11 protein-coding genes are annotated in these 16,647 nt (G+C 47.1%); 10 read left to right on the top strand and 1 reads right to left on the bottom strand.

Translation table 11 applies throughout. The features are described from left to right. Nucleotides 1-86: 86 nt before the first annotated feature. Nucleotides 87-1,928, top strand: a complete 1,842-nt coding sequence (locus ACES2C_RS20120) for a glycoside hydrolase family 2 protein (RefSeq protein WP_374164842.1) — start codon at nt 87-89, stop codon at nt 1,926-1,928. Nucleotides 1,929-2,099: 171 nt separating this feature from the next. Here the strand turns inward: ACES2C_RS20120 and ACES2C_RS20115 are convergent, their stop codons facing one another. Next, on the bottom strand, nt 2,100-2,378 hold the full coding sequence (locus ACES2C_RS20115; protein ID WP_374164841.1) for a hypothetical protein: 279 nt from the start codon (nt 2,376-2,378) through the stop codon (nt 2,100-2,102). 491 nt (nt 2,379-2,869) lie between these two features. Here ACES2C_RS20115 and ACES2C_RS20110 point away from each other — a divergent pair, with 491 nt between their 5' ends. The 9 genes from ACES2C_RS20110 (at nt 2,870) to ACES2C_RS20070 (ending at nt 16,560) form a co-directional block, all read left to right on the top strand. Further along, the gene (locus ACES2C_RS20110; protein ID WP_374164840.1) at nt 2,870-4,798 is read left to right on the top strand and encodes a glycoside hydrolase family 97 catalytic domain-containing protein; all 1,929 of its coding nucleotides are present in this window, start codon (nt 2,870-2,872) and stop codon (nt 4,796-4,798) included. 407 nt (nt 4,799-5,205) lie between these two features. Further along, nucleotides 5,206-8,463 (top strand): SusC/RagA family TonB-linked outer membrane protein, encoded by a 3,258-nt coding sequence (locus ACES2C_RS20105; RefSeq protein ID WP_374164839.1) that lies wholly within the window; start codon nt 5,206-5,208, stop codon nt 8,461-8,463. A 14-nt stretch (nt 8,464-8,477) separates the two neighbouring features. After that, the gene (locus ACES2C_RS20100) at nt 8,478-8,963 is read left to right on the top strand and encodes a RagB/SusD family nutrient uptake outer membrane protein (protein ID WP_374164838.1); all 486 of its coding nucleotides are present in this window, start codon (nt 8,478-8,480) and stop codon (nt 8,961-8,963) included. 41 nt (nt 8,964-9,004) lie between these two features. Then, complete coding sequence (locus ACES2C_RS20095) at nt 9,005-10,360, top strand: RagB/SusD family nutrient uptake outer membrane protein (RefSeq protein WP_374164837.1); 1,356 nt, start codon at nt 9,005-9,007, stop codon at nt 10,358-10,360. A gap of 5 nt (nt 10,361-10,365) precedes the next feature. After that, nucleotides 10,366-11,049, top strand: coding sequence for a DUF3823 domain-containing protein (locus ACES2C_RS20090; protein WP_374164836.1), 684 nt, complete (start codon nt 10,366-10,368; stop codon nt 11,047-11,049). A 157-nt stretch (nt 11,050-11,206) separates the two neighbouring features. Then, nucleotides 11,207-12,757: an alpha-N-arabinofuranosidase gene (locus ACES2C_RS20085; RefSeq protein ID WP_374164835.1), complete on the top strand. Its 1,551-nt coding sequence runs from the start codon at nt 11,207-11,209 to the stop codon at nt 12,755-12,757. A gap of 25 nt (nt 12,758-12,782) precedes the next feature. Continuing rightward, nucleotides 12,783-14,762 (top strand): alpha-L-arabinofuranosidase C-terminal domain-containing protein, encoded by a 1,980-nt coding sequence (locus ACES2C_RS20080; protein WP_374164834.1) that lies wholly within the window; start codon nt 12,783-12,785, stop codon nt 14,760-14,762. Then, a complete protein-coding gene (locus tag ACES2C_RS20075) occupies nt 14,759-15,868 on the top strand; it encodes an arabinan endo-1,5-alpha-L-arabinosidase (RefSeq protein WP_374164833.1) in 1,110 nt (369 codons plus the stop codon). The genes ACES2C_RS20080 and ACES2C_RS20075 overlap by 4 nt, the downstream gene beginning before the upstream one ends. Nucleotides 15,869-15,960: 92 nt before the next feature. Then, nucleotides 15,961-16,560, top strand: a complete 600-nt coding sequence (locus tag ACES2C_RS20070) for an RNA polymerase sigma factor (RefSeq protein ID WP_374164832.1) — start codon at nt 15,961-15,963, stop codon at nt 16,558-16,560. Nucleotides 16,561-16,647 lie beyond the last annotated feature (87 nt).

Here is a 16,647-nt window from a genome sequence, read left to right as displayed (position 1 = left end):
AGAGACACCCGGAGCCGGGAAAACAAAACGCCCGTTTGTCTGTGAATATCTCTTACTACATAACGAAATTATAAATCTCAAAATTCATGAAGAGAATACATTGGTCACTAATTGTCCTGCTTTTTCATGCAGGCCAGGTCTTTGCGCAACAGACAACATGGAAGGCCGTACCTGGCCGCATTTCTACACGCTGGAGTGAACAGGTAAATCCGGCTTCGGTGTGGACCGAATATCCCAGGCCTCAGCTTGTAAGAGGGGCGTGGATGAACCTGAACGGGCTTTGGAATTACTCAATTAAACCAAAGGGCGTTACACGTCCGTCATCCTACGAGGGGAAGATCCTTGTACCATTTGCGGTGGAGTCGTCGTTGTCGGGTGTCGGAAAGCGTGTTGGAAAGGACAGTTTGCTGTGGTATCAGACCTCATTTGCACTGCAGCCCGCCATGAAGGACAACCGGCTGCTTCTGCATTTTGGGGGAGTGGACTGGGAGACAGAGGTGTATGTGAACGGCAAGCGAGTGGGAACCCACCAGGGAGGCAACGATCCTTTCTCTTTTGATATTACAGCTTATTTGAAAAAGGGTGGAAAGCAGGATCTTGTCGTAAGGGTTTGGGACCCCACAGATGAGGGACCTCAGCCGCGCGGCAAGCAGGTGAGAAGGCCAGAGGGTATCTGGTATACTCCCGTTACTGGTATCTGGCAGACCGTGTGGCTTGAAGCAGTTCCCCTGACCTATATTGCCTCTACCCGCCAGACACCCGACCTTGACCGCAAGGCCCTAGCGTTGGAAGTCAATGCCGTTGCAGCAAAGCCGGGGGATAAGCTAAAGGTTTCAGCATACGATGGCGCAACAAAAGTTGCCGAGACTGAGGTAAATGTCGCTTCTCCTGCAGTCCTGTCCATTCCTAATCCAAAGTTATGGTCTCCATCTAACCCGTTTCTCTACGATCTGAGGGTGTCAATCGTGAGGAACGGCAAGGCGGTGGATGAAGTAAAGAGCTATTTTGCAATGAGGAAGATCTCATTAGGCAAAGATGCCAATGGCATTCAGCGGATGCTGCTTAACGATAAGTTTGTTTTTCAATACGGTCCCCTTGACCAAGGCTGGTGGCCCGACGGTCTGTATACAGCTCCGTCCGATGAAGCCCTTCGGTTCGACATTGAAAAGACGAGGGATATGGGCTTTAACATGATCAGAAAGCATATCAAAGTGGAGCCTGCACGCTGGTATTATCACTGCGATAAGATCGGTATGCTCGTTTGGCAGGACATGCCAAGCGGCGATCTTGGGAACAGATGGGATTCCCGTCCGGGTGTCTACGGACTTGCATCTGACAAGGATCGCTCGAAGGAGTCGGAAAGCTATTACCGCAAGGAGTGGAACGCCATTATGGAGGCCCTTCATAATTACCCTTCTATTGTGGTTTGGACTCCTTTCAACGAGGCCTGGGGACAGTTTAAGACGGAGGATATTACTAACTGGACCATGAAAAAGGATCCCTCAAGGCTGGTGAACAGTGCCAGTGGCGGCAACTTCTATCCCGTCGGACATATTGTTGACCTCCATAACTATCCTGAGCCTGCAATGCCGGATCCTCAGCTTTTCGGAAAAGACCGGGCCCTTGTACTGGGTGAGTTTGGAGGATTAGGCTTGCCGGTAGATGGCCATGTCTGGCAGCAGAAGGATAACTGGGGCTATCAGAGCTTTAAAAATGCGGATGAGCTCTTTAAACGTTATTCGGGTTTCATCGACCACCTGGAAGAGCTGATAAAAGCGGGGCTCTCGGCCGCTGTTTACACCCAGACCACAGATGTGGAGGTGGAGACAAACGGGCTCATGACCTATGACCGGAAAGTGATCAAGGTGCCTGAATCGAAGCTAAAGCGGGCAGCTTCAAAGCTATACGATCCGTCCCTGGTGAAGTAGGTTACGGTTGCAACTATGATGTGTAAAACGCTTGTTATAAGCGCTGCAAGTCACAATAATTCTTCAGGCTGGCTGACAGCCGCGATTATATCCTTTCTGAACGAAACGTCTCTCGTACTCGTTCGGCCTCATCAAGGGCCTGCCCAACGGCAGGCCCTAAATCGCAAAGGATCAATCTACCGGAATTTGCAGATTGTCAAACCCCCAGCGATATTCTAATTCGATTTCCGGGATTTTTGCCCAATACTCCTTCGCCCGCTCGTCGCCCCGATACTCAAGCAATTTTGCTATATCGAAAACTTTCTCTTCTTCTGATTTTACAGCTTCGTAGTCATCCCTCGGACCTGGGATAATTGAAAACCCTCCTGCTAAGGTATTGTCAGCGCAATTATATGAAAAGAGATGGTGCAACTCCTTATCTGTAGGATTGAAGGTGAATATCGTTTCCATCGTGCCAGCCTGGTAGTTTCTCTATGATTACAAATGTAAGGACCAGCCCAGTTTCATTCTGACATCATTCTGAATAAGCTGCGAACTGCTTCGGTACTCCCTCGGCACTCCTTCGGTTCTTCTTCGAAAGTTCCCGAAGCTCTGCTGATGCATTGGAAAAGGATTGTAAAGGGAGCTGCGATGAAGGTGCGAGCGCGGTCAGGACCGGGTCTGGACGAGGGGATGCAAAGAAAAATGGCTGGAAAATAATACAAGCAGCGCCATTTGGCACAGATCTGAGGCCTAATTTCGCAGCATGCGGCCGGCTCGTCGTTTTAAGGTGCATTTTTGGAAGAATGTTAAAAACTTCGGCCGGGTATGGAATGTCGGTATCAATGGAAATATTAAACGTTCTATTGACGTTTAATATTTTTTATTAACTTAGCCCTTAGCAAGCACCGTGCTTTCTCTGCAGAAAGGGCGGCGTTGTTTCTAAACTAACTGATTTAAACATGAAAAGATCCTTTCTCGCGGTTCTGTTTTTTTTACTGTATTTGTCTTTGGCCAAAGCAGGCGTTCCCGGTTATTCTATTACTGGTCCCGATAAGACTGTGCAGGTGACACTTTCTGTTGGCAGTGGTGGTACTTGCTATTATAGCGTGACACGTAACAAGAAAAGTGTCCTGGAAAAGTCGAAGCTGGGTCTCATTCGCGAGGATGCCGATTTTTCCAGAGGTCTCAGTGTTGTGTCAGCATCCGCACCAGTGAGCGTCTCTGACCGCTACGTGCTGAGAGGAGGGAAGAGGAAGGTAAATAGCTATCAGGCCGTCAGGCGGACCTTTCATCTCAGGAATCGGGAAGGGAAAAAGCTGGATATTATCTTTCAGGTTTCAAATGACGGCTTCGCATTCAGGTATCATTTTCCGGAAAGATCATCAGAATTAAAGAAAATCACGAAAGAGGAGACGTCCTTTAACTTTACAGAAGGGGCTCAGGGATGGCTTCAGCCAATGTCTGAAGCAAAGACTGGATGGGAGAGTTCAAATCCGTCGTACGAAGAATACTACCAGAAGGGGGTAAAAGCAGGCAGCCCGTCGCCGATTAAGGCTGGTTGGGTTTTTCCTGCCTTGTTCCGCCGCGGCGAGAACTGGGCTCTGATAACTGAATCATTTCCTGAAGGAGGGTATTGTGCAACTCATCTGGCGGCTAACTCGCCAGGAGGAGAATACAGCATTGCGCTGGCAGATCCCCGCGAAGTATTTCCGGGAGGTGCCGCAACTCCGCAGTCCACCCTCCCCTGGAGCTCTCCCTGGCGTATTGTTGCTGTCGGCAGCCTTCGTACTATCGTTGAATCGACCCTTGGTACTGATCTGGCGACGCCGGCTATCGCAACGGACGCTGCCTTTGTAAAGCCGGGAAAATCAGCATGGAGCTGGGTGCTTTACAAAGATGATTCTACGGTGTATAAAGTGCAGAAACGTTTCATCGACTATGCATCGGACATGAAATGGGAGTATTGCCTCATTGATGCTGACTGGGATGAGAAGATTGGGTACGATCAGGTGCGCGAACTGGCCAGCTACGCAAAAACCAAAAATGTAGGGCTTATATTGTGGTACAATTCTGCCGGTAGCTGGAATACTACACCATATAGCCCGCGCAACAAGCTGATCACCCGTGAGGAGCGGGTGAAAGAGTTCAAGCTGCTGCAGGAGATGGGAATAAAGGGAATTAAAGTGGATTTTTTTGGAGGGGATGGGCAGTCGATGATTCAATACTATCATGAAATCCTTAAGGACGCCGCCAGTTATCACCTGATGGTGAACTGTCACGGGGCTACACTGCCCAGAGGCTTACATCGCACTTATCCTAATCTGGTTACAATGGAAGCCATTAAAGGGCTTGAATTTGCCACGTTTGACCAGAAGAACGAAGATGAGCAGCCGGCGCATTGTGCTACCATCCCATTTACGAGGAATGTATTCGATCCCATGGATTATACTCCTATGGTGCTTTATAAGATACCCAGGATCAAGCGCAGCACAACCAACGGCTTTGAACTGGCCTTGCCTGTCTTGTTTCAGTCGGGCGTTCAGCATCTTGCGGAAACACCGGAAGGAATGAATACGGTTCCTGAGTTTGTAAAAAACTTTCTGCAGCAGCTGCCGTCGGCATGGGACGACGTCAGGTTTATCGATGGCTTTCCTGGTCGCTTTGTGGTAATGGCGCGCAGGAGTGGCAGTCGCTGGCTGATAGCCGGTATTAATGGCGAAGACAGTACGAAAAGTCTGAAAGTAGATCTTAGCTTCCTGAAAGGGAAGACCGGCAAGATGATAACGGATGGGACTGAGGAATTGTCTTTGAAAGAAAGCTCATTATCTGCTTCCGGGAACGTCAGTGTGTCGATGAAGCCCCACGGAGGCTTTGTGATGGTGTATTAGGTGTCCTGAGCTTAACCTTAGTATTCTGATCAAAAAATAAATGTTTTTTTGACCTTTATGTTTTTTTGTATAGCTTTATGTTAACCAATTATTCCAATATGTTAACACAACTGAATATGCTTGATTTCGCCGTTTCCGCAAGCGGATGACATCACTTCCGGTATAACCTCTTGCTGCGGCAGAAGGGCCATCTAAGGTACTTCATAAGAACTTGATAGAGTATATCGGCTGATAATTTCGGACGGACTAACCTGTCGCATAAACCTATAATTGTTGGACTGACAGTTAAAATTATTATTTCTTCTCTAACTAATCCAAATACGATGAACCTCTTCTATTGCCATCCGCCGTAGTCCTGATCTTTCTTTAGAATGAATCAATTAAATAAATTATCAAACAGGCCAGTTATGAATATTTATACGAAGTATAAGAATCTCTTTATACGATCCTCACTTATCATAGCATTCTCAATGCTGGGAGCAGCCACTGCTGGCTATTCCTCCCCATCTCCAAAAAGAACTTCCGATCTTTCAACTGCAACTAAAGCTCAGACTATCAAAGGGCGGGTAACCGATACAAAAGGAAGCCCCCTGGTTGGAGTCAGTGTTATTTTGAAAGGAACACGAACAGGGACTAGTACAGATGTCAGCGGATCTTATACGCTGAATGTTACTAGTCTTGAAGGTACTCTTGTTTTTACTTACCTCGGATTCGAGCGGAAAGAAGTCCCAATTGCCGGGCGAGCTGTCGTCAACGTGGAGCTTGCGGAGACAAACAGCAATCTAAATGAAGTAGTGGTGGTAGCATACGGTACGCAGAAAAAAGCGACGGTATCGGGAGCAATCAGTAATATCAAATCCGAAGACCTGGTCAGAACCTCGGGAGTGGCCGCTTCAACTGCGCTGGTAGGAAAAATGCCTGGCATAACAGCCAGGGCATCTGATGCACGGCCGGGAAATGGCACCGGGCTGCAGATACGCAATTTAGGAAATCCTCTTTACGTGATTGACGGTGTCGCTTACAGTACAAGTAACGGAACAGATGTTTTTGGGTACAATACTGGCATTTCAGGCGAGAATGCCTTCAATCAACTAAATGTAAACGATATTGAAAGTATCACGATTCTAAAAGACGCCTCTGCTTCCATCTATGGTTTAGCTGCAGGCAACGGGGTAGTACTGGTGACAACCAAAAAAGGAAATCGTGGAGATAAGCCTACCTTGAACGTATCAGGGTATTACGGATTACAGAACTTTACTCGTTTTCCACATCCGGGAAACGCGGGCCAGTTTGTGAGGGGACTAGTAGAGTCGGAACAAAACTGGGGGAGAAATCCGGCGCTCTTGTACACGCCTCAGGAACTTGCTAAATGGGAGGCTGGTACCGAGCCTGGCTACCAAAGCAATGATTATTACGATATTGTTCTGCGGCCCAACGTTCCCCAGTACAATATCAACGCGAGCGCTTCCGGCGGATCTGAAAAGTCGACTTATTATCTGTCTTTCGGACACGTAAATCAGGACGCCATTGTGAGAGATTTTAACTTTAACAGGACGAATATACAAGGTAATATCTCATCTAATATCCTCAAACAACTAACGGTAGGGGCTCAGTTTAACGGACGGGTAGAAAATCGTCATAATGTCGGAGTGCCCGGGCTCGACGACTTTTTTAACCCCCTGCTGAGTATCGGGAGCATGTGGCCCACTGAGACACCTTATGCGAACAACAATCCAAAGTATATCAATCAAACGCACAACGTGAACGTAAATCCTGCGACCTATAAGGACGATGTAACGGGCTATATAGATAACATAACACGTGCGGGAGGCGTAAAGCTGACAGGGGAGTATAAGTTCAACTTTGGGCTTTCAGCAAAGGCGTTGTATTCGTATGATTTTCTCAACGATGATTTTGAAGGGTTCGAATATACTTATCCTGCTTACATATATGATCCCGCAACAGATACGTATAAAGATAGAGCGGATAATGGCGCCCTCTATGGTAACCAGAATCCGTGGAGAGAACGACACAAGCGTAGTGTAATTTCGAAGTTCAGCCAGTTTCAGCTTACCTACAGCAAGAAGTTCGGCGACCACAATTTGTCTGCACTCGCTGCTTTTGAGCGTCGTGAGGCTGAGAATAAATACATAGCTCTTCACTCAGTTCCTCCTAATAATATTATTAAAACACAGTTTTTTGAGGATTTGGATTATCTGGGCGATAGTTACTATGAGGAAGCGTTTGAAGGCTATGCGGGCAGGATTAATTATGACTATAAAAGTAAGTACCTGATCGAAGCAGTTGCACGGTATGATGGATCTTATCTTTACAGGTCAGGCAGCCGTTTTGGCTTCTTCCCCGGCGTTTCTTTAGGATGGCGCATTTCGGAAGAGCCGTTCTTTAAGAACACGCTTGGCAACGTTGTGAATGATCTAAAGCTGAGGGCTTCTTACGGTGAAACAGGCACTTCTCTTCAAGATAATGCCGGAGTATATTATAATCCGTCGCCTTTCGCCTTCCTGGGCGGCTATAATGTAAATCGCGGTAACGCTGTTCTCGATGGTGCACTATATAACGGCGTGCAGCCACGTGGACTTCCCACCACAACACTCTCCTGGTTAAAGAATCAAACCTCCAATATTGGGATTGATTTTACAGTGCTTGGGCATTTTACAGGACAGTTCGACTTGTTCCGCAGGAAGAGAGCTGGTTTTCCTGCAAGAAAGAACGACGTCGCCCTGCCTGCTGAAGTTGGTTATGATATGCCAATGTTCAACTTAGAGTCTGATGTTACCCAAGGGCTCGACGGATTTATCATGTATACGAATAAAGTTGGACAAATTAATTTTTCAATTGGTGGAAATGCCACTATAGGCCGCAATAAGAAATTGGATGTCTACAAACCGAGGTTTCAAAATTCCTACGATGAGTACAGAAACAGTACGGTGGACAGATGGTCCAATATTAATTGGGGATATCACATTCTGGGGCAATTCCAGAGTCAGCAGCAGATTAACGACTATCCGGTCGATATAGACGGACAGGGCAACAAGAGCCTTCTCCCTGGCGACCTGATCTATGAGGACCTGAATGGTGATGGAGTCATCAACAATTATGACGAGAAACCAATCGGATATGCCCAGGGTGCGCTTCCATATTTCAGCTATGGTATTAATGGTAAACTGGGCTGGAAGGGACTTTCACTAGCATTCGACTTTGCCGGAGCTGGTATGCAGACTTACACGCGGAACTGGGAGCTGCGCTATCCTTTCCAGAATAACGGAAATTCCCCTGCTTATATGTTAACAGATAGATGGCACCGGGTCGACCCTTATGATCCTGCCAGTTCTTGGGTTTCAGGAACTTATCCTGCCTTGAGAAAGGATTTTAGCAATCACTCAAACTTTTCGAGAAATAATGATTACTGGACAACTAATATCCGCTACCTGCGACTCAAAAATCTGGAATTAGGCTACACTTTTCCCGTCGGTTTAATAAAGAAGGTAGGCTTAAACGGCCTCCGTATTTACGCAGCGGGCTCTAATCTTTTCTCGATCGACAACGTCGGTAAGTATGAAATAGATCCGGAAATCTCAGCGGATAACGGTCTGATTTATCCCCAGCAGAGGATATACACGTTCGGTTTCAATTTAACACTGTAGTAATAGGATATTATATGAAAAATATCATAGATAAGTGCATCGTTTTCGTACTGCTGACGATGCTTGCAGTTAGTTCCTGTAAAAAAGACTTTCTTGACCGGGATCCTCAGGACATCGTTACGGATGAACAGGTCTGGTCGGATCCCAAACTTATAGTAGGTCTCCTCGCTAATTATTATAACAGGCTCCCCACGGATATGGGCCTTAACGATCAAGGCGGCTCTCAGTGGAGGAACATGGCAGACTATGATGACGCTACATGGTCTGGCTCATCCAACGACGACTGGAGAAATAATATTGTTACATATGCGAGGGATCGCTGGCGCTTATATGACTACTATTTTATCCGTGACATCAATTTGTCGATAGACGGAGTAGATCAGTATGGTACCAAGTCACTAAATGAGACTCAGAGAAAGCAGGTGAAGGCTGAACTGCGTTTTATTCGCGCCTATATGTACTTTGAAATGGTAAAGCGGATGGGGGGATACCGCTCGTAACCAGCCAGTTGCCTTACTCGGGCGGAAATGATGTAACCCCCTTGAAAACGGCAAGAGCAAAGGAAGCCGAAGTCTATGATTTCATAGCAAGTGAACTGGACGCGATTAAGAATGATATCGGAAACAATGGGAGTAAAACGAGGGCTAACAAATATACCTGCATGGCTTTAAAGAGCCGGGCTATGTTATATGCTGCAACTATTGCGAAGTATAATGCTTTACTTACGCCAAGCGTTGCAACCCCGGGAGGTGAAGTAGGAATTCCTGCTTCAAGGGCGAACGAGTACTTTCAGAAGTCACTTGACGCTTCAAAAGAGGTTCTGGCCGGTCCCTACGACTTATACAGGAAGAACAGTGACCTGGGAGAAAATTTTTATGAGGCAATCGTAAGTAAATCGGCTAACACTGAAGTGCTTTTTGTTCGCGATTTTTCAGTATCCGAATCAAAAAAGCACTTATTTACGTATGAAAACATAGTCAGAGGAATTCGTGAGGACAATCTAAGTTCTTCCAGTATTAGTCCCACTCTAAATCTTGTCGAAAGCTACGATAACCTCGACGGCACGCCGGGTACATTAAAGACGAGAACGGCTGATGGGAGCGACTTTGTGTACTACGATAAGACGACTGACATATTTGCGAATAAAGATGCGCGCCTTTACGGCACGGTAATTTATCCTGGTGCGTCTTTTAAAGGGCTTCCGATTGAGATGCAAGCTGGAGTGATGGAATGGAACGCCGCGACTCAAAGTTACCAGACTGTCGAGGGGGATGTTTTGGGGAAACTCTATACAGACGGAAAGACTCAGGTGGCGCCGTCAGGACCGCACAACTCCATCCAGGAGGTTTCGAATACCGGTTTCTATATGCGCAAGTACATTGATAAGAACTCCGGGGCCTCAACCAGAGGTATTCAAAGTGACGTCTGGTGGGTTTGGTTTCGCCTCGGAGAGATTTACCTGAACGCCGCGGAGGCTGCATTTGAATTAAATAAACCTGCAGAGGCGGTAAGTTATGTAAACGCAATCAGGGAGCGCGCAGGTTTTGGTGCCAATAGCTTTACTACGGCTACCCTCACTCTTGACAAGATCAGAAAAGAACGGCGCACTGAGCTCGCATTTGAAGATCACCGCGTTTGGGATCTGAAACGCTGGCGTATAGCCGATAAGGTCTGGAACGGTAATTCGAATAATCCGGATGCAGTCGCTTATGCACTCTATCCTTACCGGATAGTAAAACCGGGCGACCCGACAAGAAATGGTAAATTTGTATTTGTGAAGAAAGTGGCTCCGCGCTTTAAATCCCCCCGTTTCTTTCAAATATTCAACTACTATTCCTCCTTTGATCAGGATGTGATCAACAGGAATCCGAAAATAGTGCAGAACCCTTTTAATTAAATGCCATGAAATCATTCAAGTTTATACTGACCATATTCTGCATTGCAAACCTGTTTTTCGGTGCATGTAAAAAAGATAATTATGAAGCTCCATCATCTAAGCTGACCGGAAGGCTACTGTCTGATGGGCAAGCGGTTGGGCTCCGTACTAACCGTGTGCAGTTGGAATTGTGGCAGCACGGCTACGATTTCTTTGGTAAGATCCGGGTGTTTGTTAATCAGGACGGGTCTTACTCTGCTCTCTTGTTCGACGGCGACTATAAAATGACCGTTTTAAGAGGATTTGGACCTTGGCCGGACAGGACCGACTCCATAGACGTTAAGGTAAGAGGGAACACAATCGTCGACGTTCCCGTTAGTCCTTACTTTGTCGTTAGTAACTCATCTTTTCAGAAAAATGGAAATACGATTAGCGGCACTGTTACGATTAAAAAAGGAACCAGTACCGGATCGCTCGAAAGTGTTAGCCTCTTTATTAATAAGAGTGTCCTTACTGACGACGTTTACAAGGTAGACGGTGTAAGCATTCCAGCAGCTAATATTACTAATGTCAATCAGCCTATTCCGGTAAGCATTAATATTCCGGCATCGTTGACAAACGAAGAAGCAGTATACGTAAGGGCTGGAGTGAAAGCTAGTGGGGCATTGGATATGGCCTTCGGTGAACCGATAAAAATTTCGTTAAAGTAGAGTGCACCCCGAGGGCATAACGCTCTCGGGGTGCTTAAGTTCTATATCCAGCGTAACTTACTTAATTGTTTCTTTGACATTTAAATTATTGCGGTTATCTTTAGAGCTGCTATCCTGGGGGATAGCAGCTAAACTCTTAACCATTAAAACCATACTCATGAAGAAATCTTCTTTCTTTCTTTCTTTGTTATTTTTACTTCCGTCTCTAAAGCTGTCAGCGCAGAATACCGTTACGCTTAATCTCAACACGGCTGGTGCGAAGGAAACCATCAGCCGCCACATTTACGGCCATTTTTCTGAGCACCTTGGGAGATGTATCTACGATGGCTTCTGGGTGGACGAAAATCTGAATGTGCCCAAGCAGGGACGCATCAGGATGGATGTGGTGAATGCCCTGAAGAAGATCAATGTTCCGAACCTCAGATGGCCCGGAGGTTGTTTTGCTGACGAGTATCACTGGCGCGATGGTATCGGCCCCCGTGAGCAGCGCCCGAAGATGGTTAATACCAACTGGGGCGGCGTGACTGAAGACAACAGTTTTGGTACTCACGAGTTCCTCGAGCTCTGCGGCATGCTGAACTGCGAGCCCTACATCGCAGGGAATGTGGGAAGCGGCACGGTGGAGGAGATGGCCAAATGGGTAGAATACCTGAATTTTGATGGAGTAAGCCCCATGGCTAACCTTCGCAAACAAAACGGACGGGAGAAGCCCTGGAAAGTGACCTTGTGGGGTGTGGGAAATGAAAGCTGGGGCTGCGGCGGTAATATGACGGCCGAGTACTACTCCGACCTGTACAAGCGCTATGCAACTTATGCAAGAAATTATCCTGGCGCTGAGTTAAAGAAAATCGCCAGTGGGGCCAGTGACTGGAATACCAATTGGACAGAAGTAATGATGAAGAATGTTCCTGCTAACCAGATGTGGGGATTATCACTTCACTATTATACCATCCCAACCGGCAAGTGGGGTAAAAAAGGATCGGCTACTCAGTTCGACGAAAAGGAATACTTCAACACGATGAAGAACTGTCTGGCAATGGATGAGATTGTAAAACGCCATGCAGCCGTAATGGATAAGTACGACCCTCAGAAGAAGGTGGCACTTGTGGTAGACGAATGGGGTGTGTGGACAGATGTAGAACCCGGAACTAACCCTGGTTTCCTGTATCAGCAGAATACAATGCGTGACGCCCTCATTGCCGGAACCACACTGAACATCTTCAACAACCACTGTGACCGGGTACGCGTAGCAAATCTCGCTCAGACCGTGAACGTGCTTCAGGCTTTGATCCTTACAGAGAAGGAGAAGATGCTCCTCACTCCAACTTACCATGTATTTGATCTGTACAAAGCGCACATGGATGCCAAGCTTATTCCTGTTCAGTTTACCGGGCCCGACTATGCGGCAGGTGAAGATAAAATTCCGGCAGTAAATGCTTCTGCTTCTATTGATTCAAAGGGAGTTGTTCATATTTCGCTTGTCAATATTGACCCTGCAAAGAAGGTAACTGTATCGTCAGCTATCGAAGGCGTTAAATGGAGTGGAGTAAAAGGGGAAATTGTGACATCTGCCAAGTTTAACGATTATAACAGTTTTGATACTCCAAATAAGGTGAAGTCGGCCGCGTTCAATGGCGCCAGAAAGAACGGGAACAAATTAACCGTTGAATTGCCTCCTCTTTCTGTAGTGATGCTTGAGTTAAAATAATATGACGACAAAAAATAAACGACTAATGACAGCGGGAAAAAAGGCTCTCTTGGCCGGGATGTTCTGTGTATCCTTATTTAATGCCGGCGAGCGTGCACTGGCGCAGGGTAAGATGAGTTTTGTGGTGAAGCCCGCCCAGATCAAAGCGTCGGTCCAGCCTACCATGTGGGGCGTCTTTTTTGAAGATATTAATCTTGGTGCCGATGGCGGGCTGTATGCTGAACTTGTTAAGAACCGGTCTTTCGAGTTCGATACGCCCATGATGGGCTGGAAGGAGGAAAAGAAAGAGGGGCAGGACGGCAGCTATCTGATCCTGAATACGGGGAACCGCTCAAAAGCTAACAGGCGCTATATCCGACTTGACTCTCGATCAGAAAAAGGCTATGGACTCACGAACGAGGGTTTCAGGGGCATGGGTATCAAAAAGGATAATGGGTACGACTTTTCTGTCTGGGCTCGTCAGGCAGACAATACCCGGAGCCGCATAAAAGTAAGTCTGGTTACACCTGAAGGCGCAGAGATCGGAACGGCTACAGTGAGCCCGGAAGGGTCTGAGTGGAAGAAATATACGGCTTCTTTTAAAGCTTCAGCCACAGAGCCCAAAGCGCGCCTGCAAGTGTCTCTCGATGGAAAGGGGACCGTTGATCTTGATATGATCTCTCTGTTTCCGCAAGACACCTGGAAGCGAAGGCCAGGAGGACTGAGGGCAGACATGGTTCAATTGCTTGCGGATATGAAGCCGGGCTTCCTGCGGTTCCCGGGAGGATGTATTGTGGAGGGACGAACACTTGACGAACGCTTCCAGTGGAAAAAAACAATCGGAAATGTTGAAGACCGGGACCTGATCATCAATCGATGGAATGTAGAGTTTAAGCACAGGCTGACGCCCGACTACTTTCAAACGTTCGGGCTGGGCTTCTATGAGTATTTTCAGCTTTGCGAAGATATCGGCGCGTCGCCTCTGCCAATTCTTAATTGCGGCATGGCTTGTCAGTTTAACACTGCCGAAGTGGTGCCTGTAGATCAGCTTGACCCCTATGTTCAGGACGCACTGGATCTTATCGAATTTGCAAACGGTCCCGTGTCAAGTGTATGGGGAAAGAAAAGAGCGGAGATGGGACACCCTGCGCCTTTCAATCTTAAAATGCTGGGCGTGGGAAACGAAAACTGGGGCGAGCAGTATATTGAACGCCTGAAGATTTTCACGAAGGCCATAAAATCAAAATATCCTGACATCCGCATTGTCAACAGTTCGGGTACTGACCCGGATGGCGCACGCTTTGATTATCTGAATAAAGAACTCAGGGCGATGAATGCGGATATTATAGATGAACATTATTATCGGGCGCCGCAGTGGTTCCTGGAGAATGCGTCAAGATATGATAATTATGACCGCAAAGGACCGAAGATCTTTGCAGGAGAATATGCTGCACAGAGTGTGCGGATAGCAAGTCCTGACAATAAGAATAATTGGGAGTGCGCACTTGCGGAAGCGGCCTTCATGACCGGACTGGAACGGAACGCTGATGTTGTCACGATGGCCTCATATGCTCCTTTGTTTGCTCACGCTGAGGGCTGGCAATGGTCGCCCGACCTGATCTGGGTTGATAATCTCCGTTCTTATGGTACGGCTAACTATCAGGTGCAAAGGCTTTTCTCCGTGAATAAGGGAAATTCGGTCGTTCCTCTTTTGCTTAACAACAAACCTGTGGCCGGACAGGAAAAAGTCTATGCATCGGCCGTTTTAGACAGTAAAACAAACGAGCTGATCCTTAAGGTTGTTAATGCAGCAGGCAAGGAACAAAGCGGCGACTTTATGATAGAAGGAAAGAACGCGAAGAAAGGTACTGTAACCGAGCTAAGCAGCAGCAAGCTCGACGCCGTTAATTCATTCGACCAGCCACAGACGATCAGTCCCGTCAGCAGGCCTGCCCACCTCACAGGAGGTAAGCTGACTATCAATATGAAACCTTATTCTGTAAATCTTATAAGATTAGCACTATGAGAGCACAGTTGCTTCCGATGACGCTTAGTCTTGTCTTATCTCTGTTCTTTCAGCCTTCTGCCCGCCCCAAGGGCGTGCAGAAGGCTGAGCATCTTACAGCTGGTGAGAATGTTGGGACTTTTGTTGCCCTAGACGTACCTGATACGCTTGAGACGGCTCCCTCTGTCCACGACCCTGTAATGATCCGGCAAAAGGGGAGGTATTACCTCTTTTGTACAGGAATGGGAATATCGGTATGGTCTTCTTCGGACATGAAGCATTGGAAAGCAGAACAACCGGTGTTCGATAAAGCACCTGGCTGGGCAGCAGAGGCAGTCCCCGGTTTTCGTAACCATATCTGGGCCCCTGACATCAGCTACTTCAACGGTCGTTTCTATCTCTTTTATTCGGTCTCCGCCTTTGGCAAAAATACATCTTGTATAGGTCTGGCGACTAACACGACCCTTGATCCCGCAGACCCTGATTACCGTTGGACTGACCATGGGAAGATCGTCCAGTCTATTCCGGGGCAAACAAATTGGAATGCGATTGATCCCAATCTGGCCGTGGATGAAAAAGGGCAGCCTTATCTGGCTTTCGGTTCTTTTTGGGGAGGCCTTAAACTCGCCAGACTATCAATGGACAGAATGAGGGTAGTGCAGCAGCCGGATGAGCTTCCTGTTATTGCAAGTCGCAAAGCTGATACCTCTATAGCTGGCAATCTGCCTGCTGTTGACGGAAATCCTCCGGATGCAGGAGGAAATGCTATTGAAGCGCCTTTTATATTCAAAAAGAATGGATGGTTCTATCTGTTTGCCTCAATAGACTATTGCTGCAAGGGGCCAAAAAGTACCTATAAAATGATCGTCGGAAGATCGCGCAGGCTGCAAGGCCCGTATGTAGATAAAAGTAACACTCCTCTTAGCCGCGGCGGAGGGTCGCTTGTGCTTGAAGGGGATCAGCACTGGTACGGAGTGGGTCACAACGCGGTGTGCACCTTCGGCAAAAAGGATTATCTGGTGTTTCACGGATACGACGCTACAGATCGCGCAAGGCCGAAGCTAAGAATAATGGAGCTCGCATGGACCAGGGAGGGATGGCCTGAACCTGTTCTCGACAGAAAGTGATAAACACCCTTAGTGTATTTATCGCGGTTTTTTTCCAACAGATATAATTGTTCACTTGATAATTAATTATATTGGCTGGAAATTGATCAATTATGTCGTTCTCTCCGAAATGCACGCTTTCGGATAGTGAACTTTGGAGTAACTTCAGAGTTGGGGACAGAGAATGCTATACGCTCTTGATCAACCGGTATACCGGGCTGCTCTATCGGTATGGCATCCGCTTCAATCAGAATGACGACTTTATAAAAGACTGTATTCAGGATGTTTTCCTTGCCCTATGGGATAGCAGAGAGAATATAAGTCAAACACCCTCTGTGAAATCGTACTTGTTTAAAGCTCTCCGTCTGAAGATCTTCAGGGAACAGTCGAAGTGGAACAATGAGGAATTGTTCAGTGATGAGCACTACGACTTCCTGATTGAATTTAATATAGAAGACAGACTGATTGAGGAGCAGCAATCACATGAGACAAGGGATAAACTGCTGCAGGTTCTTAACCGCCTTCCCAAAAGGCAAAAGGAGGTTCTTTACCTCCGTTTCTATGAAAACCTGGACCACGCCCGGATCGCCGGCATTATGGGACTGAACAAGCAGTCGGTTTACAATCTTCTTCATGAGTCGGTATCTAACCTGAGAAAGGCCTGGCTTGGGGAAATGGCTCTTTTATTGTCCCTGCTCAGCAGATGTATCTGACCACCTGGCGGCCTGGGACGCAGTGTATTAAATTTTTTTAAAAAAACCTTCCGCAAAACCAGTAGATTTTCGCCAAAACCGAATAGT

It is taken from the genome of Arcticibacter sp. MXS-1 (genome assembly GCF_041902385.1).
Taxonomy (GTDB): domain Bacteria; phylum Bacteroidota; class Bacteroidia; order Sphingobacteriales; family Sphingobacteriaceae; genus Arcticibacter.
This window is presented reverse-complemented; position numbering and strand designations above follow the sequence as displayed.

Bases quoted from the DNA above. Each gene is read 5' to 3' on its own strand.
- ACES2C_RS20105 (WP_374164839.1), top strand. From the start codon at position 5,206: ATGAATATTTATACGAAGTATAAGAATCTCTTTATACGATCCTCACTT.
- ACES2C_RS20090 (WP_374164836.1), top strand. From the start codon at position 10,366: ATGAAATCATTCAAGTTTATACTGACCATATTCTGCATTGCAAACCTG.
- ACES2C_RS20080 (WP_374164834.1), top strand. From the start codon at position 12,783: ATGACAGCGGGAAAAAAGGCTCTCTTGGCCGGGATGTTCTGTGTATCC.
- ACES2C_RS20085 (WP_374164835.1), top strand. From the start codon at position 11,207: ATGAAGAAATCTTCTTTCTTTCTTTCTTTGTTATTTTTACTTCCGTCT.
- ACES2C_RS20120 (WP_374164842.1), top strand. From the start codon at position 87: ATGAAGAGAATACATTGGTCACTAATTGTCCTGCTTTTTCATGCAGGC.
- ACES2C_RS20115 (WP_374164841.1), bottom strand. From the start codon at position 2,378: ATGGAAACGATATTCACCTTCAATCCTACAGATAAGGAGTTGCACCAT.
- ACES2C_RS20100 (WP_374164838.1), top strand. From the start codon at position 8,478: ATGAAAAATATCATAGATAAGTGCATCGTTTTCGTACTGCTGACGATG.
- ACES2C_RS20070 (WP_374164832.1), top strand. From the start codon at position 15,961: ATGTCGTTCTCTCCGAAATGCACGCTTTCGGATAGTGAACTTTGGAGT.
- ACES2C_RS20075 (WP_374164833.1), top strand. From the start codon at position 14,759: ATGAGAGCACAGTTGCTTCCGATGACGCTTAGTCTTGTCTTATCTCTG.
- ACES2C_RS20110 (WP_374164840.1), top strand. From the start codon at position 2,870: ATGAAAAGATCCTTTCTCGCGGTTCTGTTTTTTTTACTGTATTTGTCT.